The organism is Aminithiophilus ramosus, assembly GCF_018069705.1.
Classification (GTDB): domain Bacteria; phylum Synergistota; class Synergistia; order Synergistales; family Aminithiophilaceae; genus Aminithiophilus; species Aminithiophilus ramosus.
On record NZ_CP072943.1, the window covers coordinates 2205849 to 2231914 of the forward strand.

Annotated in this window: 28 protein-coding genes and 1 tRNA gene; 8 read left to right on the plus strand and 21 right to left on the minus strand. The window is 64.9% G+C overall.

Annotated features, from left to right (window positions below; all coding sequences use genetic code 11):
• Nucleotides 1–42 precede the first annotated feature (42 nt).
• The 3 genes from KAR29_RS10275 (at nt 43) to KAR29_RS10285 (ending at nt 2356) form a co-directional block, all read left to right on the plus strand.
• Nucleotides 43–1185: a DMT family transporter gene (locus KAR29_RS10275; protein WP_274372901.1), complete on the plus strand. Its 1143-nt coding sequence runs from the start codon at nt 43–45 to the stop codon at nt 1183–1185.
• A gap of 21 nt (nt 1186–1206) precedes the next feature.
• Nucleotides 1207–1761: a nitroreductase family protein gene (locus KAR29_RS10280; RefSeq protein WP_274372902.1), complete on the plus strand. Its 555-nt coding sequence runs from the start codon at nt 1207–1209 to the stop codon at nt 1759–1761.
• A 124-nt stretch (nt 1762–1885) separates the two neighbouring features.
• The gene (locus KAR29_RS10285) at nt 1886–2356 is read left to right on the plus strand and encodes a ferritin family protein (RefSeq protein ID WP_274372903.1); all 471 of its coding nucleotides are present in this window, start codon (nt 1886–1888) and stop codon (nt 2354–2356) included.
• A 133-nt stretch (nt 2357–2489) separates the two neighbouring features.
• On the opposite strand, the gene KAR29_RS10290 is transcribed toward KAR29_RS10285, so the two are convergent.
• From KAR29_RS10290 to KAR29_RS10300, 3 genes are read right to left on the minus strand one after another with little or no spacing between them, the layout of a single operon-like run.
• Nucleotides 2490–3638 (minus strand): alanyl-tRNA editing protein, encoded by a 1149-nt coding sequence (locus KAR29_RS10290; RefSeq protein ID WP_274372904.1) that lies wholly within the window; start codon nt 3636–3638, stop codon nt 2490–2492.
• 4 nt (nt 3639–3642) lie between these two features.
• Complete coding sequence (locus KAR29_RS10295; protein WP_274372905.1) at nt 3643–4011, minus strand: VOC family protein; 369 nt, start codon at nt 4009–4011, stop codon at nt 3643–3645.
• 38 nt (nt 4012–4049) lie between these two features.
• Nucleotides 4050–4979 carry a hypothetical protein gene (locus tag KAR29_RS10300; protein WP_274372906.1) on the minus strand — a complete coding sequence of 310 codons (930 nt, stop codon included), beginning with the start codon at nt 4977–4979 and terminating at the stop codon, nt 4050–4052.
• A 675-nt stretch (nt 4980–5654) separates the two neighbouring features.
• Between KAR29_RS10300 and KAR29_RS10305 the strand changes: the two genes are divergently transcribed.
• From KAR29_RS10305 to KAR29_RS10315, 3 genes are read left to right on the plus strand one after another with little or no spacing between them, the layout of a single operon-like run.
• A complete protein-coding gene (locus KAR29_RS10305) occupies nt 5655–6503 on the plus strand; it encodes a DUF364 domain-containing protein (RefSeq protein ID WP_274372907.1) in 849 nt (282 codons plus the stop codon).
• A 30-nt stretch (nt 6504–6533) separates the two neighbouring features.
• Nucleotides 6534–7808: a molybdopterin molybdotransferase MoeA gene (locus KAR29_RS10310; protein ID WP_274372908.1), complete on the plus strand. Its 1275-nt coding sequence runs from the start codon at nt 6534–6536 to the stop codon at nt 7806–7808.
• Nucleotides 7809–8843, plus strand: coding sequence for an ABC transporter substrate-binding protein (locus KAR29_RS10315; protein ID WP_274372909.1), 1035 nt, complete (start codon nt 7809–7811; stop codon nt 8841–8843).
• 193 nt (nt 8844–9036) lie between these two features.
• Here KAR29_RS10315 and KAR29_RS10320 read toward each other — a convergent pair whose 3' ends face one another.
• The 18 genes from KAR29_RS10320 to KAR29_RS10405 all read right to left on the minus strand — a co-directional run bounded on the left by KAR29_RS10320 (nt 9037) and on the right by KAR29_RS10405 (nt 23687).
• A complete protein-coding gene (locus KAR29_RS10320) occupies nt 9037–9486 on the minus strand; it encodes a hypothetical protein (RefSeq protein WP_274372910.1) in 450 nt (149 codons plus the stop codon).
• A complete protein-coding gene (locus KAR29_RS10325) occupies nt 9483–10058 on the minus strand; it encodes a class I SAM-dependent methyltransferase (RefSeq protein WP_274372911.1) in 576 nt (191 codons plus the stop codon). Before KAR29_RS10325 ends, KAR29_RS10320 begins: the two co-directional genes overlap by 4 nt.
• Complete coding sequence (locus KAR29_RS10330; RefSeq protein ID WP_274372912.1) at nt 10042–10695, minus strand: nucleoside-triphosphatase; 654 nt, start codon at nt 10693–10695, stop codon at nt 10042–10044. Before KAR29_RS10330 ends, KAR29_RS10325 begins: the two co-directional genes overlap by 17 nt.
• A 10-nt stretch (nt 10696–10705) precedes the next feature.
• Nucleotides 10706–11764, minus strand: a complete 1059-nt coding sequence (locus KAR29_RS10335) for an ABC transporter substrate-binding protein (protein WP_274372913.1) — start codon at nt 11762–11764, stop codon at nt 10706–10708.
• 14 nt (nt 11765–11778) lie between these two features.
• Entirely contained in the window at nt 11779–12585 is an 807-nt protein-coding gene (locus tag KAR29_RS10340) for an ABC transporter ATP-binding protein (protein ID WP_274372914.1), read from the minus strand.
• On the minus strand, nt 12582–13634 hold the full coding sequence (locus KAR29_RS10345; protein WP_274372915.1) for a FecCD family ABC transporter permease: 1053 nt from the start codon (nt 13632–13634) through the stop codon (nt 12582–12584). Before KAR29_RS10345 ends, KAR29_RS10340 begins: the two co-directional genes overlap by 4 nt.
• Before the next feature lie 354 nt (nt 13635–13988).
• On the minus strand, nt 13989–14276 hold the full coding sequence (locus tag KAR29_RS10350; RefSeq protein ID WP_274374970.1) for an FAD binding domain-containing protein: 288 nt from the start codon (nt 14274–14276) through the stop codon (nt 13989–13991).
• Nucleotides 14225–14821 (minus strand): FAD binding domain-containing protein, encoded by a 597-nt coding sequence (locus KAR29_RS10355; RefSeq protein WP_274372916.1) that lies wholly within the window; start codon nt 14819–14821, stop codon nt 14225–14227. Before KAR29_RS10355 ends, KAR29_RS10350 begins: the two co-directional genes overlap by 52 nt.
• Complete coding sequence (locus KAR29_RS10360) at nt 14809–17436, minus strand: aminotransferase class I/II-fold pyridoxal phosphate-dependent enzyme (protein WP_274372917.1); 2628 nt, start codon at nt 17434–17436, stop codon at nt 14809–14811. Before KAR29_RS10360 ends, KAR29_RS10355 begins: the two co-directional genes overlap by 13 nt.
• Entirely contained in the window at nt 17433–18722 is a 1290-nt protein-coding gene (locus KAR29_RS10365) for a hypothetical protein (RefSeq protein ID WP_274372918.1), read from the minus strand. Before KAR29_RS10365 ends, KAR29_RS10360 begins: the two co-directional genes overlap by 4 nt.
• A 471-nt stretch (nt 18723–19193) precedes the next feature.
• Nucleotides 19194–19280, minus strand: a tRNA-Leu gene (locus tag KAR29_RS10370).
• Nucleotides 19281–19344: 64 nt separating this feature from the next.
• Nucleotides 19345–19692, minus strand: a complete 348-nt coding sequence (rplS, locus tag KAR29_RS10375; RefSeq protein ID WP_274372919.1) for a 50S ribosomal protein L19 — start codon at nt 19690–19692, stop codon at nt 19345–19347.
• A 37-nt stretch (nt 19693–19729) separates the two neighbouring features.
• Nucleotides 19730–20878 carry a tRNA (guanosine(37)-N1)-methyltransferase TrmD gene (gene trmD / locus KAR29_RS10380; protein ID WP_274372920.1) on the minus strand — a complete coding sequence of 383 codons (1149 nt, stop codon included), beginning with the start codon at nt 20876–20878 and terminating at the stop codon, nt 19730–19732.
• Nucleotides 20878–21399, minus strand: a complete 522-nt coding sequence (gene rimM / locus KAR29_RS10385) for a ribosome maturation factor RimM (RefSeq protein ID WP_274372921.1) — start codon at nt 21397–21399, stop codon at nt 20878–20880. The genes trmD and rimM overlap by 1 nt, the downstream gene beginning before the upstream one ends.
• A 10-nt stretch (nt 21400–21409) precedes the next feature.
• Nucleotides 21410–21661 carry a KH domain-containing protein gene (locus KAR29_RS10390; RefSeq protein ID WP_274372922.1) on the minus strand — a complete coding sequence of 84 codons (252 nt, stop codon included), beginning with the start codon at nt 21659–21661 and terminating at the stop codon, nt 21410–21412.
• A gap of 6 nt (nt 21662–21667) precedes the next feature.
• Nucleotides 21668–21916 carry a 30S ribosomal protein S16 gene (rpsP, locus tag KAR29_RS10395; RefSeq protein WP_274372923.1) on the minus strand — a complete coding sequence of 83 codons (249 nt, stop codon included), beginning with the start codon at nt 21914–21916 and terminating at the stop codon, nt 21668–21670.
• A gap of 69 nt (nt 21917–21985) precedes the next feature.
• Nucleotides 21986–23314: a signal recognition particle protein gene (ffh, locus tag KAR29_RS10400; protein ID WP_274372924.1), complete on the minus strand. Its 1329-nt coding sequence runs from the start codon at nt 23312–23314 to the stop codon at nt 21986–21988.
• Entirely contained in the window at nt 23307–23687 is a 381-nt protein-coding gene (locus KAR29_RS10405) for a sigma factor-like helix-turn-helix DNA-binding protein (RefSeq protein ID WP_274372925.1), read from the minus strand. Before KAR29_RS10405 ends, ffh begins: the two co-directional genes overlap by 8 nt.
• 162 nt (nt 23688–23849) lie before the next feature.
• Here KAR29_RS10405 and KAR29_RS10410 point away from each other — a divergent pair, with 162 nt between their 5' ends.
• On the plus strand, nt 23850–24512 hold the full coding sequence (locus tag KAR29_RS10410; RefSeq protein ID WP_274372926.1) for a lactate utilization protein: 663 nt from the start codon (nt 23850–23852) through the stop codon (nt 24510–24512).
• Between the two features lie 162 nt (nt 24513–24674).
• Entirely contained in the window at nt 24675–26060 is a 1386-nt protein-coding gene (locus tag KAR29_RS10415; protein WP_274372927.1) for an MATE family efflux transporter, read from the plus strand.
• The last annotated feature ends 6 nt before the right edge of the window (nt 26061–26066 follow it).

Sequence of the window (26066 nt, forward strand, 5' to 3'; positions counted from 1 at the left end):
GCACTCCCACGGTCTTCTTCCTTCCGGAGAAAAGAGGCTATCGTGACGCCCCTCAAGGGCGAACTCCCTTTTCTCGCCTCGTCATCGGCCCGCGGGCGATTCTTACCGGGTAAATTCAACCTCTCGCCCCGGACATATAGAAGGGGCCCCTTTTTCAGAAGAGGCGCCTCGCGTCACAGGGCGCCGCCGGAGGCTCCGGCTCGGGAGGGCGAGATTGCGAGAGGTCACGCCCTCCTCCGCTATAATGGAGACTCCCATCCCGCGTTTTTTCAGAAAGGAGCGCTTTCCCTGACCCCCATCGGCATCGTTCTGGCCCTGACGACGGCCCTCTGCTGGGCCATCGTTCCCCTCATCTACCGCCGCAACATGGGCGATCTTTCCTTTCCCGAAGTCAACGCCATCCGCTCCTTCGGCTTCGTCGGGGCGATGGTCCTCCTCGTCCTCTTTCAGGGAACGGGGATGCCGCCCGCTCTGCGGGGCCCCCACTTCCTCCTCCTCCTGGCCGCGACCCTTCTTGGCAACGTCTTCGGCGACGTCCTCTACCTCTCGTCCATCGCCAAGATCGGCGTCGGCCGGGCCGTGGCCATCACCAGCACCTACCCCCTCGTCGTCACCGTCCTGTCGGCGCTCTGGCTGGGCGAACGGATCACCCTTCCCATCGCCGTCGGAACGGTCTCGGTCGTCGCGGGCCTCAACCTCCTCCGCAAGGGCAACGACGCCGACAGAGGCCATCTCCCCGAGGCGAAACGGGGCTTCCTTCTGGCCCTCGCGACCGCTCTCTGCTGGGGGCTCTCCATCCCCGTCACGCGGTGGCTCCTCCTCGAGACGGATCTGTCGTCGACGGACCTCAACTTCTGGAGATCTCTCGTCTTTTTCCCCTCCGTCTGGGCCCTCTGGCTCCTCCGCTGTCGTCTGGGCTATCACCGGCCCGAGCGGATCCTGGCCCTCAGGGGCCGCTCCTGGCTGGCCCTCAACGGCGCCGGGGCCCTCGCCCTCGCCCTGGGGGGCACTCTGCTGGCCCTGGCCCTCCAGCAGGCTCCCGCCTCGGTGGTGACGCCCATCACCGCCTCGAGCCCGCTGATTTCGACCCTTCTGGCCATTTCCTTCCTGGGCGAAACGTCGACGCGGCGACAGTGGGTCGGCATCGCCCTCGTCGTCGTCGGATCGGCCGTCATCAGCTTCTGAGAACCCGAAAGGAGCCCGCCCTTGGACTTCGCCGACCTTCTCGTCCACCGCAGAAGCGTTCGCCGCTACAGCCCCGACCCCGTGGCCCGGGAGCGGGTCGACATCTGTCTCGATGCCGCCCGGATGGCCCCGAGCGCCTGCAACGGCCAGCCCTGGTTCTTTCACGTCGTCGACGGTCCCCTCCGTCCGTCCCTGGCCGAGGCGATGAATTCCGGCCTCTACGGCAAGGGGCTCAACGCCTTCGTCGCCGAGGCTCCCGTCCTCATCGCCGTCGAAACCCTCCGGCGCGAGCGTCTGGCCCCCTGGCTGGCGGGAATGGTCCGCCGCCTTCGCTACGAGACGATCGACGTGGCCATCGCCGTCGACCACTTCACCCTCCAGGCCGCCGAGCTGGGCCTCGGAACGTGCTGGATCGGCTGGTTCAACGAAAGGGCCGTCAAAAACGTGCTGGGCCTTCCCCGCCGATCCCATATCGACGTCATGATCACCCTCGGCTGGCCCGCCGATCCCGCCCCGTCGGGACGCAAGAAAAGGAAACCCCTCGACGCCGTCAGAGACTACGACAGTCCCTCCTGAAGCCGGCACGGTCGGGCCGACGAGAAAGGGGGGAAGAGAGGGAGACGGAAAGCCTTCCCTTCTCCCCCTCTTCCCCCTAGAATGGTAAAAGACATGAAAAATCTGACGAGGGAGGCATCTACCGATGGAGAAAATCAGGGACATCAAGAAGGCCCTTTTCTACGCCATCCATGCCGAAATGGAGGCCAACGAGTTCTACCGGGCCTGGGCCGACGAGAGCGACATCCCCCACATCAAGAAGGAGCTCCATGAACTGGCCCAATGGGAGGCCGGCCACCGCGACGCCCTCTGTGCCCACTACGAGAAGACCTTCGGCGAGGCCTTTTCGCGCGATCCGGCCCTTTTCGTCGAACCGGCCCTCCAGGTCCAGGCCGACGAATTCCGCAACAGCTACGCCCTCCTGCGCATCGCCTCGACGGCCTACCTCTCGGAGATGAGGGCCGCCGAGTTCTACGAGCAGCTGGAAGAGGCCAGCTCGGGCGAGGCCCGGGAGATGTTCCGCGAGCTGAAGGAGATGGAAAGGAACCACATGGCGACGGCGAAGAGACGCTATATCGAGATGCGAGAGGCCATCGTCGGCTTCCGGGCCTTCTGAGCGCGGCGGCTTTTCCCGGAACGGCGGAAGCCGTCGCCTCTTCTTCGGGCCGCTTCGGGAGAGCGCCGACTCTCTCGGCCCTTCCGGACAAGGCCTTCCTCCGCGAGAGGGCGTGCGGCTCCTCCGCCGGCCCTCAGAGTCCCAGGGCACGGCGCCAGAGGGGCCACGGCGCCGTCGCGACGCCCGAGACCCAGGCCGAAGCGCCTCCGCCTCGGGCGCCCAGCTCGGGATGGCCCTTGAGAAAGGCCCGAAGATCGAAGGAGACGTCGGAGCCTCTGGCGACGACGAAGGGGCCTCGCCCCTCCGGTCCGGGACAGAGGACGACGACGAGGGCTCTGCCGTCGCTTTCGACCTGTTTTTTCACGGCAGGCGAGACCAGATCGGCCGTCCAGCCGGGAAGCTCGACGAAGTGAAGACGGAAGGCGCCACATTCCTCCGTCGTCCAGGAGAGGCTCAGGTTCTGGCGAGCCCTGTCGAGGTCCCTGGCCAGCCCCTCCTTTTCGGCCCTCAGCTTCTCGTAGACGCCCTCGATCCGGTCGACGGGGCAACCCACGCCGCGAAGAAGACGTCTCATGACCTGGCCGTAGAGGTCACGGAGGGAGCCCTCGACGGTGAAGGTCACCGTCCAGTCCGGCGCCGATCCGTTGTAGGCCGTCACGAAGAGGTCGCCCACCTCGGCCGTGGAGGCCACGTGGGAGCCGCAGCAGGCGTTGGCGTCGAAACCGTCGATCTCGACGACGCGGACGACGTCGTCGCCGATGCGCTCCCAGTTGGCCTTCAGGCCCGGGAAGGCCCGGGCCTCCTCGGCGGAAAGCTCGTGGACGGTGACGGTCCGGTTCTCGGCGATGACGTCGCGGGCCCTTTTTTCCGCCTCGAAGAGCAGCTCCCAGCCGATCTCGCCGTCATAGGCGATCGTGACGGAGCTCTCTTTGTCGCCGATGTGGGTCTTGGTGATGCGCAGCCCTTCCCGGAGGCCCTCCAGGACCTTCGAGAGGATGTGCTCGCCGCTGTGCATCCGCGTCAGCAGGCTCCTCCAGGCCTCGTCGGGAAGGGCACGGAGGACCGCGCCCTCTCGGGGCTCTCCCCGCCCGATCCGGAGTTCCGTCACGGCCAGGCCGTCGACGAGGCGCACGTCGACGACGGCGGCCTCGAAGTCTTCGGCCTCGAGACGGCCTCTGTCGGAGGGCTGGCCTCCTCCGGAGGGGCGGAAGGGGTTGGGATCGAGAAGGACCTCGGCCCCCTTCCCGCTGCGGGAGAGGACGGAAGCGATGCGAAGGATCATGGCCCTACTCCAGGGGCTCGCAGAGCTCGATCCTCTCGCCGTCGGGCCCGGAGAAGAAGAAGATGGACTTGCCTCCGAAGGGGATGGGCTCCTCCGAATCGAGGGAAAGGCCCAGAACCTTCAGCCGGGCGATCTCGTCGGCGACGCTGTCGACCTGAAAGGCCAGATGGATCGTCGGGCAGGACACCTCCGGGTAGGGACGGCCGGCCTTCTCCACGAGCTCGATGAGGGAGGAACCGCTTTCGAGGAAGAGGAGCCGCGTTCCCGGCCTGTCCACGCTTCTTCTCTCGCGGCAGCCGAGAACGTCGACGTAGAAACGGCGCGAACGGTCGAGATCGCGCACGAGAAGCCCCACATGGGCAAGAAAGGCCATAACGATCGCCTCCTGAATCAGATTGGCCCCATTGTACCTCAGGCGTCGGCCGAAAGGTCGCTCATCTCCCGGAGAAGTCGGATGGCCATGGCGTCGATTTCGTCGAGGGTGACCTCCTCGTCGGACTGGAGGAGCGTCTCCATCTGGCTCTGGACCATCTCGAGAACGGCGAAGAGTCCGGCCCGCTCCATGTGGGGGCGGGCCTCTTCGAGGACCTGATCGGGGAGCCGGTCGGTGAGGTAGCCGAAGAGGATGGCCGCCGTGGCGAACCAGCCCATGCGATCCTCGTCGGCGAGCCAGACGGGACTCAGAAGCCCGGCCAGATTGCACGTCTCCCAGGCACGGGCCTCGTCGTCGTCGTCGCTCTCGCCGTCGGGGACCTCCCAGTACTGGAGCAGGTAATAGGGAAGGTCGGGCTCGAGGGCGATGGCGTCCCAGAGGGCGCGGGACGCCTCGGGACCGGGGCCGGAAAGGAGGAAGAGGGCCAGGGCCCGGCCGTGGAGGGCGAAAAGGACATCCTCCCTCTCGGCCATGCTTCTTTCCAGGACCTCTCCGTGCCGCTCGAGGATCATGAGGGAGCGGTAGAGAAGGGTCCGCCCCAGCGTCTCGTCGTCGGGATCGAAGGAGACGAGCTCCTCGGCCAGGGCCAGGACCTTCTCGTCCTCGCCCGACATGAGGGCGTTGAAGGCCAGCCGCTCGAGAACGACGGCCAGAAGGCCTCCCAGGCGGTCATCGAGGCGGGGCTCTCCGTCGAGACGCCGACGCAGCTCGGCGGCGGCCCGCTCGAGAAGGGCCGCCGCCTCTCCCTCTTTTTCGGAGAGATCGCCCTCTTCGGCGAGAGCAAGAAGGGCATGGGGATTCTCGGGATCCAGCACGAGCAGTTCCAGGGCCGTCTCGTGGACCTCGTCGTCGCTTCCGTCCAACCTATCCAGAAGGGCATCAAGGACTCGCTCGTCTTCTCCAGTCATGGGGGTCATCCTTTCCGTGCCGTTGAAATTCAATTTCATTAAAATGACGATAGGCAACTCAAGCAAGCTCCGACAGCAGCTCTTGGTGGGACACGATGCCAGGACCATTCCCTGCGCGGTATTTCCCGTTTCGATTCGGCCCCTCCATCGCCATCTCCCCGGCGTCTGAAGACGCGAAGCGCACCTGCCCGCCTCCGCCAATCCTTCCCGCTATCCTGCCGGAAACGGTCTCCGTGGGCCTCCCGCCGAGGCCACGCCCGGCCTGTTCTCCCTCCACCCCTTTCCGCCCGATGCGATGAACGACCTAAACCCAGGGTCTCTCTATCATAGACGAGGCGCCCTCCTAAATCTTCCGTTTCTTCTGCCCTTCCTCGACGGTGTCCTTCGCCTGGGAGAAAGCTCCGATCGTGCCACCTCACCGCTCTTCCTCTTTCTTGACCTCGGCAGCCTATTTCCCGAAGCGGGACGACCGCCCTTGTCAAAAAGATACATCTCACTCTACAATGGCGGAGCGCGAAAGAGCAACAGAGTTGCATTATCAGTCTGGCTCATCAAGGGAGGGATGCTTCTGACAGCGACCTTTTCTCCATGTCCCTCGTCGCTCTCTTTTCCCGAATCTCGAATTCTTGGAACAGATCGATATAGGTGGACCGCAGCGAAAGGCAGGGTGACACAGTGAACTTCGAGCCCGGATCCATTCTGAAAGAAACGGCCGAAAAATTTCAGGCTCTCATCGGACCCGATTTTGATACTCTCACACTGGAACGCACTGTTTTCGGCCTCTTTTTCACGGGCGTCAAACTCAGCGACGGCCAGGGTGGCATCAGCTTCACCCCCGTCAAGGCCATTCCCGAAGCGGTCTGCTGCCCGACGTCGGCGCGGGCCATGCCTCTTTCGGGACGCCTGAAGGGAATGTCGGTCACCAAGGTTCTCCAGGAGATGTGGGAAGCGGACAGCCCCCTGAAAAAGGCCCTGGGCATCGCCACCTTGAACGCCCTTTCGGCGATCTGCGAAAAGGGACTGGAAGGGAAAGGCTACCGCCTGGAGATCGGAAATGACGCCCTCGACTCAATCGAGATCGCCGACGACGACAAGGTAGTCGTCGTCGGCGCCCTTGTCCCCATGCTAAAAAAGTTGAAGATTCGAGGGAAACCCTTCACCGTCCTCGAGCTGGATCCCCGCACGCTCAAGAAAGACGAGATGCCCTTCTTTGCCCCTTCAGAGGAGGCTCCCCTGCACGTTCCCGGGGCGGATCTTCTGGTCATGACGGGAACCACCCTCGTGAACGATACGCTGGAGGGGCTGCTCTCCTTGGCAAAACCGGGAGCCCGGGTCGTCGTCGTCGGCCCCACGGCCAGTCAGTACCCGGAGGAATTCTTCCGCCGCGGAGTGACCTGCCTGGGCGGCATCAAGGTCACGAAGGCCGACGAGCTGTTGGACATCCTCTCCGAGGGCGGCTCCGGGTACCACTTTTTCGGGCGCTATGCCGAGCGGACGACGCTGACGAAACCTTCGCCGCGTTGAGGCACTCCGCCGATGACTCCGACACGTCCGATGATTTACAGCCCCCACACCCCGCCCTCCAAAACTGAACCGAGAATCTCTGTCGGGAAGGCTCTGGAACTCATCCTGGCCGAAGCCCGCTATGAGTTGCCCGTCGAACGGGTGCCCCTTGCGGAGTCTCTCGGCCGCGTCGTCGCCGAAAAGCTGTACGCCCGCCACTCGCTTCCCGCGGTCCTTTCGGCCCAGGTAGACGGCATCGCCGTCCGATTCGACGACCGGACCAGCCTTCCCGATAGGACAGAAGACCGACCGTTCGCCTTCGTCGGCACCGGAACGGCCCTTCCCGAAGGCTTCGATACCGTCGTCAGGGCCGAAGACCTGGAGATTGCCGCCGACGGAACTCTGCGGATTCTGGAGGAACCCTGCGAGAAAGGCGCCTGCACCCTCCCTCCCGGGTGGGAACTTCGGAAAGGCGAGGTTCTGATCCCCCCTGATCTGCGTCTCGAACCCCAACACCTGGGACTTCTCGCGGCGGGCGGCCACAGTGAGATTCCCGTGCTGCGCCGTCCCCTCGTCGCGGTCCTCCCGACGGGAGACGAGCTCGTCCCTCAGGGATCGATGCCTGGGCCGGGGCAGAACATCGACTCCAACTCCGCCCTCTTCGCCGGCTACCTGAAAGGAGTCGGCGCCGAACCGCTCCTCTACCCCATCACGGCCGACGACCCCGTCCTTTTGGCGGAACGACTCGGCGATGCCCTATCGAAGGCAGACATGGTGCTGATCAACGGGGGGTCTTCCCGAGGGCACCGCGACTTTACGGTATCCGTCGTCGCCGGGCTGGGCAGAGTGCTGTCCCATGGGCTTAATGCCGCCCCGGGCAAACCGGTCCTGCTCGCCATCATCGAAGGTAAACCCGTCGTCGGGGTACCGGGCCCTGCCCTTGCGGCCTGGTATGCCCTGGAAAACCTCGTCGGTCCCATCGTCAGCCGCTTTCTCGCCCAACCGCCCCAGGAAAGAAGGAGCGTCAAGGCAATCCTCACCCGGGAGCTGAGACTGGAAGGATTCCTGAAAGAGGCCCTCCTCTCCCTTCGCGTCCTTCTCTCTCGCGACGGCGAAGGGCGATATCTCGTCTCGCCCTATCCCTTGAAAAACTCCATGGTCACGAACTTCGTCCGCTCCGATGGCATCCTTCGCATCCCTGAAGGAGTCGCCGGCTACGACAAGGGGGACGAAGTCGAAATCCTGCTTCTCTACCCCCAGGCGATTATCGAAAAACGGATGGAAAAGCGACAGCTTCAGACACTTGATGAAAGCGAGGTCTTTTAGGTGAAAGCCCCCCTGCGCGGAATCCTCCTGTCCCTCGTCTTCATTCTCCTGGCCGGCTCCGTTCCGGCATCGGCCAAAACGATCGTGGACATGGCCGGGAACGAGGTCGACGTCCCCGACAAGGTGGAGCGCATCCTCATCACCTGCTACGGAGGAGCGACCCACGAACTGACCGTCCTAGGAGGAGCCGACCTCATCGTCGGCCAGCCCTCGATGAAGCCCTTCCCCCTCCTCGCCGGGATGCATCCCAGCTTCAAGGAGATACCCGACGCGGGATCCTTCAACAACGTCAACGTCGAAGAGGCCCTCAAGCTGAACCCCGACCTGGTGATCGCCAGCGTCACCTCCGCTCAGGGCAACAGGCAGCTCGCCGAAGCCGGACTGCCCGTCGTGGCCGTCCTCACGGGGAAGGCCGACGTCGAAAAAATCCAGAGGGAATTCCTCCTCGTCGGATCCCTCATCGGCCGCGAAGAACGGGCGCAGCGCCTGGTCGACTACTGGCAGAAGGTATTGAAGCTGCTGGAGGAGCGCACGGCCCCGATCCCTAGGGAAGAGCGCAAGCGCGTCTACTACATGTTGGGGAATTTCTTGCACACCAACGGAAGCGACTGGTGGGGCGAGTTCCTCATCACGACGGCGGGAGGGATCAACGTGGCCTCCGAACTCGGCAGGGGCAGGGACATCAACGCGGAGACACTGCTGCGGTGGGACCCCGACGACATCATCGTCAGCGGAAACGAAGGCAGCCTTCTCCCGCCGGCTGAACTGCGGGATCATCCCCAGATCGGGACGCTCCGTGCCGTCCGGGAAAACCGCCTCCACTACTGCCCCGTAGGCGCCTTCTGGTGGGACCGCCCCTCGCCGGAGGCGATCCTGGGCTTTCTCTGGCTGGGGAAGACGCTCTACCCCTCCCGTTTCGCCGACGTCGACCTCACCGTGGAGACGAAGGCCTTTTTCAGGGAGTTCTATGACGCCACGCTGAGCGACGAGGACGTCCAACTCTTTTTCAACCCCGCTGCCCTGGCCCGACAGTAAAGCTTCCCCCCAAAGCCCGAAGGCATTCCTCTGCGGAGGAATGCCTTCGGGCTTTGGGGGGGGGTGAGGCGAGGGATATCTCGTTTTGAGCGAAACGACGTTCTTATCGCTCCTTCCAGGACCAGAATCGGTGAGGTTTCGCGAAAGAGAGACTCACCTCTTCGGGGCGATAGTCCCATCCGTAGAATTTACCTTAAAAAATCCGTGCCTCGGCTTCGATGTCGAAACCGTAGAGATCGGGATGAAAGGTCCGGGCCATGAAGGGAAGTCCCAGAATCCCGTGGAGACTGCCGAAACCCCCGCCGGGAGAGGCGAACAGGAGGCCCTTCTCGTGATCCTTCGCCGCCACCTCGTCGGGCGAGAGGCGTTTCAGCGCCGGACTCTCCGGCGAGACGCCCGAGACGAGCGTGCTGGAAATGCAGCCGTTGCAGCGGAAAACGCACCCCGTCGTGGTGATCTGGAGGAACTTCCCACCGGGATGGAAGTGAAAGAGAGGAGCCGTCTCGATCGACACGGGAGTGACCACGAGATACGCTCCGGGAGCGATCTCCTCCATGCGGCCGGCCACGTTGCGGTAACGGCCGCAGGCCCCGGTCCGGCCCTTCTCGACCGAACAGGCCCGCTCGCAGACGGGGCATCTCATCGGCAGGGCCTTCCCTCTAGCGATTCCTTGGCAAATCGGATCCAAAAACCCCGGTCGTCGTTGTCGATGAGAAATTTTTCGATGCCGGCCTCGGCCAGGGCGTCACGAAACGCCTTCAGCCTGAAATCGGAGGTGCGCTCCCGGACCTGAGGTTCCCATCGGGGATCGCGCTCTCTCATCTGGGCGGTGATTTTCCTTTTCATATCGCCGTTCCCGAAGCCGCCGCCGATCCAGACATAGCCGCCTGGCGCCAGAACCCGCCAGACCTCTCGAAAGGCCCGGGCCGGCTCCTCCCAGAAAAAGACCGATCCCCGGCTGACGACCAGGTCCACCGAACCGCTCTCCAGGGGGATCCGATGAACATCCCCCAGAAGGGTGCTCACCCTGGAACCCCTTTCGCGCTCGGCGATGCCTTCCTCGGCGAAAACCAGCATCTCGGGGCTGATGTCCAGAAGAAGAACCTCCAGCTCGGTGATCTCGGCCATGGCCAGACCCAGCAGGCCCGGGCCGCTTCCCAGATCGAGACAGCGACCCCGGGTGATCCCCGTCTCTTCCTTAATGCGCTCCGCCACGACCGGATAAAGAGGGGCAAAGACCTCCCTGGCCGTCCTGACAAACTGTGCAGCGTCGGTCTTTTCCATCTCTGCTCCCTCCAGGAAAGGAGATGACCCCCGTCAGGTGACGCTCCGAAACAAGCCGCAGGAGCTCCGGCAAAAGGCCGTCCCGATTGTCGGAAGTCACCTCCACGACCCGCACATCCTGTCTGCTGCGGATCTTGCGCGGGAGCGAAGCCCCCGATCGCTTGAGGACGCCCAGGACCGGCAGCGGCGAATCGAGGCAGGCCATGACGGCATCGTGAAAGGCCACGGCCCTTTCCTCGAAAAAACCGATCTCGTCCATGACGACGGCGTCAACACGATCCTCCAGGGCCTTCCTCAAAAGAGACGCCCCCAAGCCGTCAAAGGCCGACGTGAGAGCCTCGAATCCCCGGTCGGTGCGCCGGGCGATCAGGGATGAAGGCGCCCCATGAGCGGCACCGAAAGGCTCGATGCAATAACCGCACATTCCTGTCCCATCGAAGGCGGGCCGCGTCCGGAAGCCGCCGATCCTCCAGTTCAGCCTTCGAAGCAGTCTGCCGAGGAGGGTGCTCTTGCCCGAGCCGACGGGGCCGGTCAAAAAGAGATTGAAGGGCGCGCTCTCTCCGGCCACGATGCCCCTCCTACTTCTTCCGCATCGAACGGATCAGGATTTCCCGGGCCTCTTCCTCACCCAGGTCGTAATGCCAGAAAAGGCGGTAGAAGTTTCGGGCCTCCTCGACGATATCGAAGTCGAAAATCTCCGGATAGAGCAGGTTGGCCAGCCATCTCAAACCCAGGACGCGGTTCACCGACGGCGGACGGTCGAACCAGCAGAAGGGATTGTCCGGAACGGCGTAGACGTGGCCGCTTTTCACGGCCTCGATATCCTTCCAGTGGGTGTCGCCTGCAATGCCCTCGCTGTAGCCGCCCCGAGAAGCTCCCCAGGCGATGATCAGGTCCGGGTTCCAGAGGAGAATCTGCTCCATGGATACGGACGACATCCCGACCTGAGGGCCCATGGGCACCTCCGCCACGTTGACGCCGCCCGCCAGATCCAGCACCTGGGTGTGGATGGAGCCGGCCGGATCGGTCTTCCGGCCGTCGGGCCCCTCGGCGTAGTAGACCCTGACTTTCTTGTCCTGAGGAATCCGAGCGGCCCTGTCGGCGATGGAGCGGACCGTCTCCCGGCAATACCGGGCCAGGACCTCGGCCCGCTCTTCCTCTCCCAGAAGCTTTCCCAGGAAAAGGTAGGATTCGTCGAGGCGCGTCAGCTCGTTGTCCACAAGGGCCACAGGGATGCCCGTCTGACTCTGCAGCTTGTCCGCGAAGGACCGGGCCGTCTCGTTGATGAAGGACATGGAGACGAAAAGATCCGGCTTGAGGGCCATGATCTCCTCCAGGTTGCCCGTCTGGGTGGAAAACCAGCCGCCGATGACGGGCAGGTCGCGATACTCGGCGGGGAGGAAGCGCTTCTCTCGGGGCCTGAGCTCGTAGTTCCACCCCATCAGCTGATCGGGGGCCAGGGTGTAGATCAGGGTCGTCCCGATGGGATTCGTGGAATAGACCTTCCGGGGGGAGACGGGGACGACAAGATGCCTCCCCGCCATGTCCACGACCTCCCGCGTCTGGCCGGCCAGCGCGGCGGCTGAGAGGCAGAGCAGGAAAAAGGAGGCGGCAAGCGACAATCTGAACCTCTTCACGATGACGGCTCCTTTCAGGAAACGCGCTTTTGGACACACCCGACGAGGCTGTCGGGAATGCAGAGCTTTAAACCGCCCTGCCTTGCGTCGAGGGAGATGATCCTGACGTCGATCCCGTACATGGCGCGGATGTTTTCCCTCGTGACCACCTCGGACGGAGAACCGAGCCCCAAGGGGCGCCCCTGCCTGAAACAGAGGACCCGGTTGGCGTAAAAAAAGCTCTGCTCCGGGAAGTGGGTGGAAAGGATCACGGTCAGTCCCCTGCGGGAGAGGGACTTCACCCGCTCCATGACCAGAAACTGTCTGCCGAAATCCAGGTTGGTCGTCGGCTCGTCCAGGATGAGAATCCTCGGCTCCTGGGCCAGCGCCCGCGCCAGGAGGACCAGCTGCTGCTCCCCGCCGCTGATTCGCGTGTAGACCTGATCCTTCAGGTAGGAGATATCGAGCATCGCCATGGCCTCTTCGGCCTTCTCGACATCCTCCTCCGAGGGAGAGGCGAAAAGCGCGAGATGGCTCGTCCGCCCCATGAGAACCACGTCCAGCGCCCGGAAGGGGAAGACGGCCCCCCGAGCCTGGGGCACGTAGCCGATGAGCCGGGCCCGCCGGGCCGGAGACCAGCCCTCCACGTCACGACCGTCGACGAGCACCTGGCCGGCCTGCTTCTCCAGAAGGCCCAGGATCGTCTTGAAGAAGGTCGTCTTGCCCGAGCCGTTGGCACCGAGCAGGCAGAGGACCTCGCCACCTTCGACGAACATCGAGATGTCCTCGACGACGGTCTTGCGGCCGTAGCCGCAGGAGAGCCCCTTCGTCTCGAGCCTCATCGCAGGGCTCCTCTCTCCCTGAGGAGAAGGAAGAGAAAGAAGGGGACGCCGATGAGAGCCGTCAGAACGCCCAGAGGGATCTCGACCGACGTCAGAATCCGCGCCAAGTCGTCCACAAGGAGCAGGAAAACGCCTCCGGCGACGATCGAGGCCGGGTAAAGGTCCTTGTAGTCGGGGCCCACGAGAATGCGGGCGAGATGAGGGATCACCAGCCCGACCCAGCCGATCATCCCGCTGACCGAGACCGAGGCGGCCGTCACCAGAGTGGCGCAGACGATGACCAGCAGCTTGTAGCGCATCACGTTCAACCCAAGGGCCGTCGCCTCCTCGTCGCCGAGAGAAAGGACGTTGAGACGCCAGCGGATGAGAAAAAGCGGGACAAGCCCCAGAAAAACGGGAACGGCGACAAAGCCCACGTCGGACATCGTGATGGACGAGAGGCTCCCCATGAGCCAGAAGGTGATGGTGGGCAGCTTGTCGTAAGGGTCGGCCACGTACTTGAGAAAGGACGTCGCAGCCGTGAAGAGGGACCCCGTCATGATCCCCGCGAGGACCAGCCCCAGGGTCCGGTCATGGCGTATCCTGCCGCTGAGCAGACAGGTCAGCCCCACGGCACCGAGACTGATGAAAAAGGCGAGCGCCTGAATCCCCACGACCCTCAGCGAGAGGCAGATTCCCAGAGTCGCGCCGAAACCGGCGCCAGCTGCCGCGCCGAGCAGGGCGGGGGAAGCCAGGGGATTGCGGAACAGCCCCTGGTAGCAGGCCCCCGAGGCGGAAAGAGAGGCCCCGATGAGCATCGCCGCCAGAATGCGGGGCAGCCGCACCTTGAAGACAACCGTATGAAGGACGTCCCAAGGCCCCGCATCGATCAGGGAGAGCCGGGCCGCGACAAGCTCCGCCAGCTGACGGGGAGAGACGGGATAGCGCCCCAGGGCAAAGGAGAGAAGCATCGCCGCCAGAGGAAGCACCAGATAATTCAGCTTCTTCCAGTCACGGCCTGTTGCTCTTTCGCAGGAAAGATCCCGCAGGGTTCCCGATTCCTGGCACATCGGAGGACACGTCCTTCCACAGAGTCAACGAGACAGCGGGAGCGGAGGCAGCGCCCCCACATTGTAGCAACTTGGTTGCATAATGCAACCATATTGCATGTATGTGTCGCTCTGCATGAGAATGACGCTTCCCTAAGGGAACCTCGGGCATGCACCTACGACAGACAACTCCCGGAGACAGCTGTGCACGCAAAGAGGCAAACTGCGCCGAACGGGAAAGGACTCCCCGCTCTGTCCTGGAGAGTCCTTTCGAAAACGCTCCGGGGCAACGGCTGTCTCCGCTAAGGAGGCGCCGCCTTCCCTGTTTGCAGAGAGGTCTTTCCGCCGTCCGCCAAAAGGGATGAAGAGGCGGCCTTACGTCCTTTCCCCCAGCACCTGAAGCCCCCATTCCTCCACCAGCCCTCCGGCCAGCAGGCGACGGTAGGAGGCTTCGGCCCGTATGTCGTCGACGAGGTCGACGGCCTCGGAGCAGATCGATGCGGCGGCCCGGAAAAGGGCCTCGTCGGGACTCTTTCCCTCCAGGAAGGCCTCTGCCTCGGCGACGCGGCAGGGGCAGGGGGCCATGGAGCCGAAGACGAGACGGACATCCTTCAGCCGCCCCTCCTCTTCGTGCCAGAGGGCCGCCAGGCTGCCGAGGCTGATGGCAAGCGTCTTTCTCCTGCCACCTTGCGGAAGAAGGGCCGCCCTCCGTCGCCGGGGATCGCGACGGCCCTCAGCAGCTCGCCCCGCCTGAGATCGGTCTTTCCGGGACCAATGAGAAAGTCCCTCAGGGGAAGAAGGCGCCTCTTTCCGCGGGAGAGAAGCTCCACCCGGGCCTCGAGGGCCAAGAGGGCCAGGAGTCCGTTCCCGGCGGGCGAGGCCGTGCAGACATTGCCCCCCACGGCCCCCATGTGGCGGATGGCGGGACCGCCCACGTGACGGGCGGCCAGAACGAGGAGGGGCGCCTCCTTCGCGACACGAGCGCTGTCGATGATCTGCTGCCACGTCAGGGCGGCGCCCAGGAAGAGAAAGCCCTCGCGCTCCTCGACGAGGCGCAGTTCGTCGAGCCTCTCGAGACCGACGAGATCGCCCTCCCTTCCCTCGCCCCTCATGCGGGGGTAGACGTCGGTCCCTCCGGCGAGAGGGATCCTGCCCCCTTCGACGGCGGACAGGGCCTCGTCGAGGGACGATGCCATCAGGAAAGACATGTTCCGGCCTCCCTCATCTTCTTCGCGCCGGCGACGACGGCCCGGGCGATGGACCTGTAGCCCGTGCAGCGGCAGAGATTGCCGCTCAGGGCCTCCAGCACCTGCTCCTCGTCGGGATCGCCGTTGCGTCTGAGCAGGTCGACGGCCGCGAGGACCATGGCCGGCGTGCAGTAGCCGCACTGAACGGCCCCGGAAGAGGCGAAGGCCTCCAGGAGCGGGGCGAAACGGCCGTCTTTCTCTATGCCTTCGATGGTGACGAGGTGACGTCCCTCTATCTGGGCCGTCTTCATGAGGCAGGCCAGGCGGCTCTCGCCGTCGACGAGGATCGTGCAGCCGCCGCAGCCGCCGTAACCGTCACAGCCCAGAGTGAGCGTCGTCACGGCGCCGTGGCGCTTGGGCGAGCAGAGGAAGCTCTCCTGACGGGAAAAGACCATCTTGACCGGCCGTCCTTCGCTGTGGAGGGCGGCCAGCCCCAGGAGTCCCTGGATGACGACGCCGTCCTTGCCGCCGAAGCCGCCGCCCAGAGAGGGAGCGATGACGCGGATTCCGTCCCGGGGCAGTCCCAGGGCCCGCGACAGTTCGTCCCTGTCCCGCCAGGGGTTCCGCGTCGAGACCTCCATCGTCAGGATCTGGCCGTCATAGCGCGCCACGCCGCCTTCCGTCTCCAGGTAGGCATGTTCCTGGGCGGCGAAGCGGAAGGTCTCCTCGACGACGTGATCGCAGGAGGCCAGGAGGGCCTCGACGTCTCCCCGGCGGACGAAGCCCGAGGCGGCCACGTTCCCCTCCCGTCCCTCGTGAATGAGGGGCGCTCCCGGCTCCAGGGCCCGGACGGGGTCGAAAACCCCGGGAAGGGGATCAAGGTCGACGTCGACGAGGGAGGCCCCCCTGCGAGCCGCCTCGAGCGTTTCGCCCAGGACGAGACAGACCGGGTCCCCTCCGTAACGGATCCTGTCGACGGCCAGAACGGGCTGGTCCGGCTCGATGATGCCCAGGAGATTGGTCCCCTTCACGTCCGCGGCCGTCAGGACGGCCAGGACTCCCGGGGCCGAGGCGGCCCGCGACGTGTCGAGCCCCCGAAGGAAAGCCGAGGGCACACCGGCCCGTCGGGCCACGGCCCAGACGATCCCGTCCTCGACGACTTCCGACGCGTAACGTTCCTTGCCGCAGGTCTTGGCCAGGGCCGTGTGGGCCTGTCCCAGGGAAAGGTCAACCTTCTGGGAACGGACATGGGCCGTCGTGCTCTCCGTGTAGCGGACGAGCCAGTCCAGCCGGGGAAAGACCTCTTCCATGAGGGCCCCGGCGAGGCGCCGGGAAAGGCCCAGGCCCCGGGCTTCGGGCAGGACCATGAGACCCACGAGCTCGTAGAGGCGGCCGTTCCAGGCCGACCGGACCGTCACGGCCTGGCCGACGACACGCCCTTCGACGGAGGCGACGACGTTGATCTGCCGTCCCTCCCTGTTGGCCCGGAGGAGCTTCTCAGGATCGTAGACGTCGGGAAAGGGGAAGCGGTCGCCGTAGACGGCCCGGTACAGCTCGCAGACGGCCGGCGCCGCCGCCTCGTCGAGAAGGGCCACCCTCACCTCGGGAAGGGCCTGGTCCCTCATGATCGGCTCCTTCCGTTTTTCTCCTGCAGGATCTCTTCGAGGGCCTCGACGAACCCCTCCATGATCTCGGGAAGGTGAAAGGAGACGCGGATGGAGCCGGCCATGCGAAAGGCCGTCAGACTTCGGATCATGTACCCTTTTTTCATGAAAAGACGGGTAGGCCAGGGTGTCGCCGAGGGGAAGGCCGACGACGGCATAGTTGCCCTCTCCGCAGAGACACTCCAGACCGAGGCGGATCGAGGCCTCCTTCAGGATCGTCCTCGCCCGGCGGCAGAGGGCCCGCGTCGCCTCGACATGCCCTCCGTCGTCTTCGAGGGCAGCCAGAGCCGCCTCCTGAGCCAGGGTGTTGACGGAGTAGACGACGGCCGTACGGCGGATGACATCGACGACGGCAGGATCTCCGGCCAGATAGCCGATCCGCAGAGCGGCCAGACCGTACATCTTGGAAAAGGTGCGGAAGACCACCACGTTGGGATGGCGGGAGATGAGACGCATGGCGTCGGGGAAATCGTCTTTTTCGACGAACTCGCCGTAGGCCTCGTCGATGACGACGATCTGACGGCCACCGACGGCGTCGAGGAAGGCGCCGAGGCGGTCGGCGCTCCAGTAGGTCCCCGTGGGGTTGTTGGGGTTGCAGACGAAGAGAATTTTCGTCCTCCCGTCGATGGCTTCGACCATGGCCTCGGCGTCGAAGGCCCCCTCGACGAGGGGGACGACGCGGGCCTCGTAGCCCGAGAAGCGGGCCACCCACTCGTAGACGGCGAAGGTCCTGTCGGCGGTGACGATATTGTCCCCCTCGCGGCAGAAGGCCTTGATGACGAAGGTGATGACCTCGTTGGCCCCGTTGCCGACGAGAAAGGACTCGGGAGGCAGGCCGAAGCGCCGGGCCAGCCCCTGGCGCAGATGCCAGGCGTCGCCGCTGGGGTAGATCGAGGCCCGGGCCGGGGAGAACCGGCCCAGGACCTCCCGGGCTGCGGGAGGCGGCCCGAGGGGGTTCTCGTTGTTGTTCATGCGGAAGAGACGGGGAGCGCCGTAAAGACGGCGCAGCTCGTCGTCGGGCTTGCTGGGGATGTAGGCCTCGAAGTCGCGGACGTGGGGCGGGACGAGCCTTTCGAGGTCGGGGAAGGCCTTCGCCGGACAGCCTCCCTCCCTGAGGGGACGAGAAGGAGCCTGTCGCCCTTCCCCGCCCAGGGAAGGAGCACTCTCGGCTCGAAACCGGCCTCGACGAGGAGGCCCCCCATGGCCGCCTCGTCGGGACGGCCCAGGTCGAGGGCGAAACGGATGGGGGCGACACCCTGTTCGGAGAGGATCCCGAGATGGGCCGCCGCATTGGCGGCCCCGTCGCGGCCCGGGGCCAGGACGGAGAGGACGGCCTCGCCCGCAAAGGAATCGGAAGCGACGGCGAAGGCCGAGGGGCTCTTCCCGCAGAGACGTTCGTCGACGAGGTGGACGGTGCGGGGCAGGCAGAGCTCATCCAGCTTTCGGCGTACGAAAGGCTCGAGGACCCGGTGAACGTAGAGAGGGGCGCCGTCGTCTTCGCCGAGCAGGATGAAAGAGACGTCCCGGTCCTCTCCGGCAGCTCCCGGCAAGGTCCCCAGAGATTCGAACCGCTCCGGACAGGGGCCCCCTCCGGGACGTTCCAGGACGACGCCCGCGAAGTCCTGGCGGGCCAGCTCGCCCAGGGCGAAATCGAGGACGGTCCCGGCCCTGTCGGAAGGAGAGGCGAAATTCCAGGGACCGTGAAGGAAGGCCGTCTTGCCCCGGCGCTCCCAGAAAAGACCGGCCCCGACGGAACCGAGGGGATCGACGGCGGCGAAGGCCCCCCAACGCCCCGAAGCCAGGAGATCGACGACCTTCCCCTCCTGGAAGACGAAGGAGGGGCCCCCTTTCGGGCCGAGGGCGGCGACGCGGGCCGCCAGCTGAAGGGCCTCGGCCCCTTCGACGCCCCTCGACTTCCAGGGCCCCTCGGAAGGGACGGCGCCAGAGGCGGGAACCGTCGGTCCGTAGAGACGGTCCTGACGGAAGGCGAGAACCATCCCCCCCTCGCGGCGAAGGACTTCGAGAGACGAAGCGGTCCTCACCGCGAGAAAAAGTCCCTGTCGCGACGGAGGCAGGCGATTCTCCCCGTTTCGAGGAAGGAGGTTGAAGGCCTCCAGGGGAAGGAGGTCGTCGGGAAGGGCGAGGCGGACCTCGACGTGGGCTCCGCCGTCCTCGACGGAGGCCGTGAAGACCCCCTCGGGCCCGCCTTGGGCGAGGAGAAAGGCGTAGACCTCCTCGGCGGCGAGGACGAGGCGCAAGGCCCCCTCTCATCGAGACCGAAGGCACGGGCCGACTCTTCGACGCAGCGAAGAAGGAGCCCGAGGAGGTCGGACCGCAGGGGAAGGGTCAAGGCAACGGGAAAACGTTCTTTCAAAGCCTCCTCCTCTCTCCGATCGGCCCGCCCTCTGAAGAGAGGGCCAAGAGATCGGACGCGAATAGGCGCCCCGGAAGGGAAGGTTTTCTCCTCGTTCATCCCTCTTCCCTTTGCCCGCCGTGCGGGCCGCAGCAGGCCTCGCCGCTGATTTTACAGGCAAAGGCGCCGACACTCCAGAGTTCGGGGCTTTCCCCGGAAGCGCGACCCCCTGGAACATCCCCCATCGCCCTCTACGGCAACGCGAAAGAAAACCTCGCCGCCCCGCAAGAGGCAACGACCGCCAGGACAGGAGGCAGGGGAGAGGGCAGACAAAAAAACCGGGAAGATCTCTCGATCTTCCCGGTTCGTCGTTCGATGGTGCGGAGGGGGAGACTTGAACTCCCACGAGCCGTAGCCCACTAGCCCCTCAAGCTAGCGTGTCTACCTATTCCACCACCCCCGCAGTTGCGACAGGACGTATTATACGGAGCCCGGCCCCGATCGTCAAGCGCCGCGGCGAAAGAGACCTAGAAACGGCGCTCCCTGATGCGGGCGGCCTTGCCGCTGAGCTTGCGGAGATAGTAGAGCTTGGCCCTGCGGACGCGGCCGAGGCGGACGACTTCGATCTTCTCCACCGAGGGACAGTTGAGGGGAAAGACACGCTCGACGCCGACGCCGCCGGAGACCTTGCGGACCGTGAAGGTCTCGCTGAGGCCGCCGTGCTTGCGGGCGATGCAGACGCCTTCGAAAAGCTGAATGCGCTGCCTGTTGCCCTCGACGACCTTGACGTGGACCTTCAGTGTGTCGCCGGGGCGAAATTCGGGGAGACCCTCTTTGAGATAACGTTTTTCGATCAGAGCGATTCGGGGATCCATCGCTAACCCTCCTTGCTGAGTGCTTTAGGCTTGAATTTTACCGCCATCCGAAAAACCGGTCGAGAAGGACGGAGAGAAGGCCCGCGGACGAAAGGCTCCCGGGATCTCCCGACCCGCCGCGGATCGGCTGGAGGACGGCATCGCATCTCTCGATCTCGAGTGTTTCCCCCTCGGTCGGTCCGAGGACGAATGCCAGGGGAAGATCCTTTTCCAGCAGCTCCCGTTTGAGCTGACTCCAATGAAGGGCCCCTTCGACCCGCTCCCGGGAGAGGCCGACGACGAAAGGGGCCTTCTTTTCCCTTGCCCCGATCCAGCGAAGGGCCTTTTCCGGCGAGGGAAAGGTCTTGGCCGATCCCGCCGCCGAGCGGCGCGACTCCCCCGAAGGAGAGGCCCAGAGAAGCCTCGTGACGCCGTAACTCTCGCAGGCCCGGGAGAGGAGGGGAAGCTCCCTCTCCTTCTCTCCGTCGGCAAGGATCAGCACGTAGGCGCCGTGGCTCATGTAGGGAATCATGGAGGCCCGAGCCACGACGTCAGGCCGGCGCCGAAGGGTTCTCTCGACGGCCTGCCTCCTCCGCCACCGGCCGATGGCCCCGTGATCGCCTCCGACGAGAAGCTCGGGGACGGGACGGCCTCTCCAGAGAGCCGGGCGGGTGTAGTGGGGCGTGTCGAGCATGCCTCGATAGAAGGAGTCCTCCTCGACGGCCTCCTCTCGGCCGACGACGCCGGGAAGAAGGCGGGCCACGGCATCGATGAGGACCATGGCCGGCAGCTCGCCTCCGGTGAGGACGAAGTCTCCCAGGGAGACTTCAAGGTCGACGAAGGCCTCGGTGAAACGCTCGTCGACGCCCTCGTAGCGGCCGCAGATGAGGACGAGGTGCTCCTTGCCCGCCAGGGTTTCGACCATTTCCTGATGGAGGACGGCGCCCTGCGGGCTGGGGTAGACGACGTAGGGGTTCGATGTCGCCCTCGCGGCCTCGACGGCCCGGCCCAGAGGCTCGGCCATGAGAAGCATGCCGCCGCCGCCGAAGACGTAGTCGTCGATCTGGCCGTAATCCCCGTCGGCGTAGTCGCGAAGATCGACGACGTCCACGGAGAGGGCTCCCGATGAGGCGGCCCTGCCGATCACGCTCGTCGAGAGAAAGGCCTCGACGAAATCGGGAAAAGCCGTGACGACGGTGAAGCGCATCAGTCCCAGAGCCCCTCCGGAATGCGGACGGCCATCTTCCGGTGCTCCACGTCGACGGAGAGGATCACGTCGGCCATGGCCGGGAGGGGGCGTTTGATTCCCTCTTTCTCGACGAGATAGACGTCGTTGCTCCCCGTGGGAAAGATCTCGACGACGACGCCCAGGAAGTCGCCCGAATCCTCGTCGAAGACCTCGAGGCCCATCATGTCATCGATCCAGTAGCTCCCCTCGGGCAGGGCGACGCGCTCGTCGGCGTCGATCTGAACGAGAGCCCCCTTGAGGGCCTCGGCACCGTCCCGATCGGCGACTCCCTCGAGGGTTACGAGGAAGAGCCCCTTCGAGGCGTGAAAGCGGAGGGCCTCCACCTTGGCCTCCCGGAGGAAGGTCCCGTCAGGCCGATGGAGACGGAAAATCCCCATGGTCCGGAAGCGCTCGGGAAAATCGGTGAGGGAAAAAAGGCGCAGCTCCCCTCTGATGCCGTGAGCGCCCAGGATGCGACCGATGGTGACCTTTTCGGCCATGGGCGGCACCTCAGGGACGCCCTTCGTCGATGTCGACGTCGATGCGCTCCCCGCCCTTTACGGCTGCGGCCTTCGCCACGGTGCGAATGGCGTTGATCGTGGCCCCCCGCTTGCCGATGACGCGCCCCACGTCGGCGGCGGCCACGACGATGCGGATGGAGATCGTTCCGTCCTCACCCCTCTCCTCCGTCACGGCGACCGCTTCGGGTTCCGTGACGAGGTGTTCGACGAGAAAGGCGACGAGGTTGCGGAAATCAGGCATGGGCCCTTACTGCTCGAAGACGCCGGCCTTGCGGAGCAGGGCGCGGGCCGTATCGGAGGGCAGGGCTCCGTTCTTGATCCAGTGGAGGGCACGCTCCACGTTGACCTGAATGTCTGCGGGATCCTTCATCGGGTCGTAGTGCCCCAACTGCTCGATGAAACGTCCGTCACGAGGCGACCGGGAGTCGGCCACGACGAGACGGTAGAAGGGGTTCTTCTTGCGACCGTGACGGGCCAAACGAATACGTACTGCCATGCTGAACGACACCTCCTGTGAGAATTCCTGTCTCTAGGGTCTATTCCGAAAATCTTCCGGGCCGAGGCCTCAGAAGAGTTTGGGCATCTTGAAGCCTCTTTTGCCGCCCTTGCCGAAGCGTTTCCAGAGCTCCTTCATCTGGGCGTGCTGCTTGAGGACCTGGTTCACCATCTGGACCGACGTTCCCGAGCCCAGGGCGATGCGGCGACGGCGGCTTCCCTTGATGATATCGGGGTTCCGCCTCTCGGCGGGCGTCATGGAGAGGATGATGGCCTCGACATGTCTGAGGCGTTTGGGATCCATCTCGGCCCCCCGAAGCTGTTTGAGATTGTCGGGCAGGGGAAGCATTTCCATGACCTTGTCGAGAGGGCCCATCTTGCTCACCTGCTGAATCTGGGTGAGGAGGTCCTCCATGGTGAATCGGTTTTTCTTGAGGCTCTCGGCCATCTTCTCCATCTCGCCGCCGACGGCGGCGAGATGGACGCGCTCCATCAGTCCCTGGACGTCGCCCATGCCGAGGATGCGCTGGACCATGCGTCCTCCGTCGAAGGGCTCCATGTCCTCGAGATGCTCGCCGACGCCGGCCATCTTGATGGGCACGCCGGTGACGGAGCGGATGGCCAAGGCAGAGCCGCCCCGGGCATCGCCGTCGAGCTTGGTGAGGACGACGCCCGTCAGCCCAAGGCGCTCGTTGAAGGCCGATGCGACGTTGACGGCCTCCTGGCCCGTCATGCCGTCGACGACGAGGAGGATCTCGTGGGGAGAGAGAAGGGCCTTCATGGCCTGAAGCTCTTCCATAAGAGGTTCGTCGACGTGGAGGCGACCGGCCGTGTCAAAGAGGATCACGTCGTGGAGGCGATCGGCGGCGAAGCGAAGGGCCCTTTCGGCGACGCCGACGGGATCCTTCTCTCCCGGCTCGGGGCCGAAGAAGGCCACCTTGGCCTGGGCCGCCAGAACCCGGAGCTGTTCGACGGCGGCGGGACGCTGGTGATCGCAGGCCACGACGAGAGGCTTATGCCCCTTGAGCAGGCGGCGGGCGATCTTGACGCAGCTCGTCGTCTTGCCCGACCCCTGGAGACCCACCAGCATGTAGTGCGTCGGCGGCTTGGGCGAGATGACCAGGGGGACGACGTCGCGCCCCATGAGATCGCGCAGCTCTTCGAAGACGATGGTCACCACCTGCTGAGAGGGGGTGATGGAATCGAGGACGTCGCGGCCTACGGCCCGCTCCCGGATCCGCTCCACAAGATCTTTCACGACCTTGTAATGGACGTCGGCCTCGAGAAGGGCCCGCCGCACCTCGCGAAGGGCCAGGGCGACGTCTTCCTCCGTCAGCTTGCCTTTGCTCCGCAGGTTTTTGAAAATGCCGTCGAGCCGCTCCTTAAGGGCATCAAACACGGGATCCGTCCTCCTCTTCGTCGGCAAGGCTTGCGTTCAGGGCCTTCACGAAGGCCTCGGGAAGATCGCGGGACCACCGGGCCGCCAGCTCGGAGACGGTCGAAAGGCGCCCCTCCAGAGCATCGATGCGCCGGGCGAGATCGAGGAGGGAATCGGTCTCTTTCAGCCTCTCTCTGGCCCTCTGGACGAGATCGAAGGCTCCCTGACGGCTGACGCCGAGATCGGAGGCGACCTCGGAAAGGGACCAGTCGAAAAGCTGATGAAGCTCGAAGGCCTTGCGCTGTTTCTCCGTGAGAACGGGACCGTAGAGGTCGAAAAGCCGCGTGCAGCGCACCCTCTCGTCGAGAAGATCGGTCGCAGTCAGAGCGCTCACCTCCGTGACAGGCCAGAAGAGTATAGGGAGAAGGCCCAGTCCTGTCAAGGCATGGACCTTGACAGGACTGGGCCTCGACAGGCAAAAAACGCCCGATGACGGAGAAACTGCTATAGTTAGGGGGGTTTTCAATTCCCGTCACTCTTCAAGGGGGGCTTTAGCATGGACAAGGAACGCGCCAAGTGGCAGACCGTCCGCGACGAACATGCCGAAAACCTCGGCCGAAGCGTCGTTCACCGCCTCGAGACGAAGGGCTTCGAGGCACGCTACGCCGCCACGGCCGAGGAGGCCCGGCAGATGATCCTCTCCCTGATCCCCGACGGGGCCTCCGTCGGCATCCCCGGAAGCGTCACACTCCGCGAACTGGGACTCGTCGAGCTCCTCGCCGAAAGAGGACATCCGGTCTTTCAGCACTGGGATCCCTCCCTCAAGCCCGAGGAGAAGTCCCGCCGCCTTCAGGAGGAACTCTCCAGCGACGTCTTCCTCTCGGGCAGCAACGCCGTCACCCTCGACGGAACGATCGTCAACATCGACGGCACGGGCAATCGCGTGGCCGGCCTGGCCTGGGGAGACAACCGCCTCGTCATCGTCGTCGGCATCAACAAGATCTGCCACGACCTGGACGAGGCCCTCCACCGCGTCCGCGACGTGGCCACGCCGCCCAACACGCAGCGTCTCAAGATGGCCACGCCCTGCGCCGCCACGGGCTTCTGCTCCGACTGCAACAGCCCCCAGAGAGTCTGCCGGGCCGTGCTCATCCTCGAACGGGCCCCCTTCGGTCGGGACGCCCACGTCATCGTCGTCGGCGAGGCCCTGGGCTTTTAAGGGATCGCGGGAGAGGTTCCGACGCCCTCGGATCCTCTCCCGGCCGGATCCGTCGGAGGCGGTTCGAGGGGGAACGACCCGATCCTCCTTTGGCTGAAAGGCCGTCATGGCCTATCATGGATCTGTCACCTCTTTCGGGGCGAACAAGAAGTGAGGCCGACGATGGCATTTTTGGCGCGACGCACGATCGACATGGGAAACGGTGCCGTGGCGAAGGTCCTTTTCTCCCTGGCCCTTCCTTCTATGGTCTCCATGCTCTTCCACACCCTCTACACCCTCATCGACACCGTCTTCATCGCCTGGCTCGGAGAGGCCCCCATGGCCGCCATGGCCCTCATCTTCCCCGCCGTCTTCGCCGTCTTCGCCGTCTTCGCCCTCACCAACGGCATCGGCACGGGCATGACGTCGCTCGTGACGCAACACCTGGGCGCCGACCGGGCCGACGAGGCAAAAAACTACGGGGGCAGCTCGCTGGCCCTGATCCTCCTCCTCTCCTCCGTCGCCTTTCCCCTCCTCTCGCCCCGACTGTCCCTCCCCTTCTACCGTTTTCTGGGAGGGACGGGCGAGGTCGCGCTCCAGTGCCACCGCTACTCCCTCTGGATCATCGTCAGTTTCCCCTTCATGGGCTTCACCGTCTTCTCCGACTCCCTCTTCCGGAGCCTGGGCGACACCGTCACGCCCATGAAGGGCCTCATCGTCGGCAACGGGCTCAACCTCCTCCTCGACCCTCTCTTCATCTTCTTCTTCGGCTGGGGCATCGCCGGAGCCGCCGCCGCCACCTTCCTGGGACACGTGGCCTCCTGCTGCTACCTCGCCTCCCGCCTCCGAGGACAGAAAGACATGCCCCTCTCCCTGAAGCTGCCCGCCGACTTCCTCCTGCGCTGGCGCCACCTGGCCGCCATCGGCCTGCCCGTCTCCTTCTCCCAGGTCACCATGGCCCTCGGAGGCCTGCTCATCAACAAGACCCTCTCCCTCTTCGGCCCGGCCGCCCTGGCCGCATGGATGGTGGGCAACCGCATCGAGGGGCTGGCCTTTCTCCCCGCCTTCGGACTCAACAGCGCCCTCATCCCCTTCGTCGGTTACAACCTGGGCAGGAGGGACTACGGACGCATCCGCCAGGGAATCAAGGTGGCCGTCCTCTTCTCCGTCGTCGTCATGTCCTCCATCGGAGTCTTCCTCTACGGCTTCCCCTCCTTTTTCCTGGCCCCCTTCCGCCCCGCCGAGGAGGTCTTCCTCCTGGCCGTTCTCTCCATCAGGGCCTCCGTCCTGAGCTACCTTTTCGTGGCCGTCGATCTCGTCTTCTGGGGCGTCTTTCAGGGAAGCGGCCATTCCCTCTGGGGCCTGGCCGCCCAAACCGTCAGGACCCTCGCCCTGCGCGTCCCTCTGGCGGCCCTCTTCGCCCGACTCTGGGGCGTCGAAGGCGTCTGGTGGTTTCAGCCCTTCGCGGCCATCCTCTCCCTGGCCGTGTCGGGACTGATCATGGTTCGCGTTCTGGCCCGCATTCGGGCCGGGACGTCGCCCCTTCCGGGGCTTTCCATCGAAGAATAGCGAGGT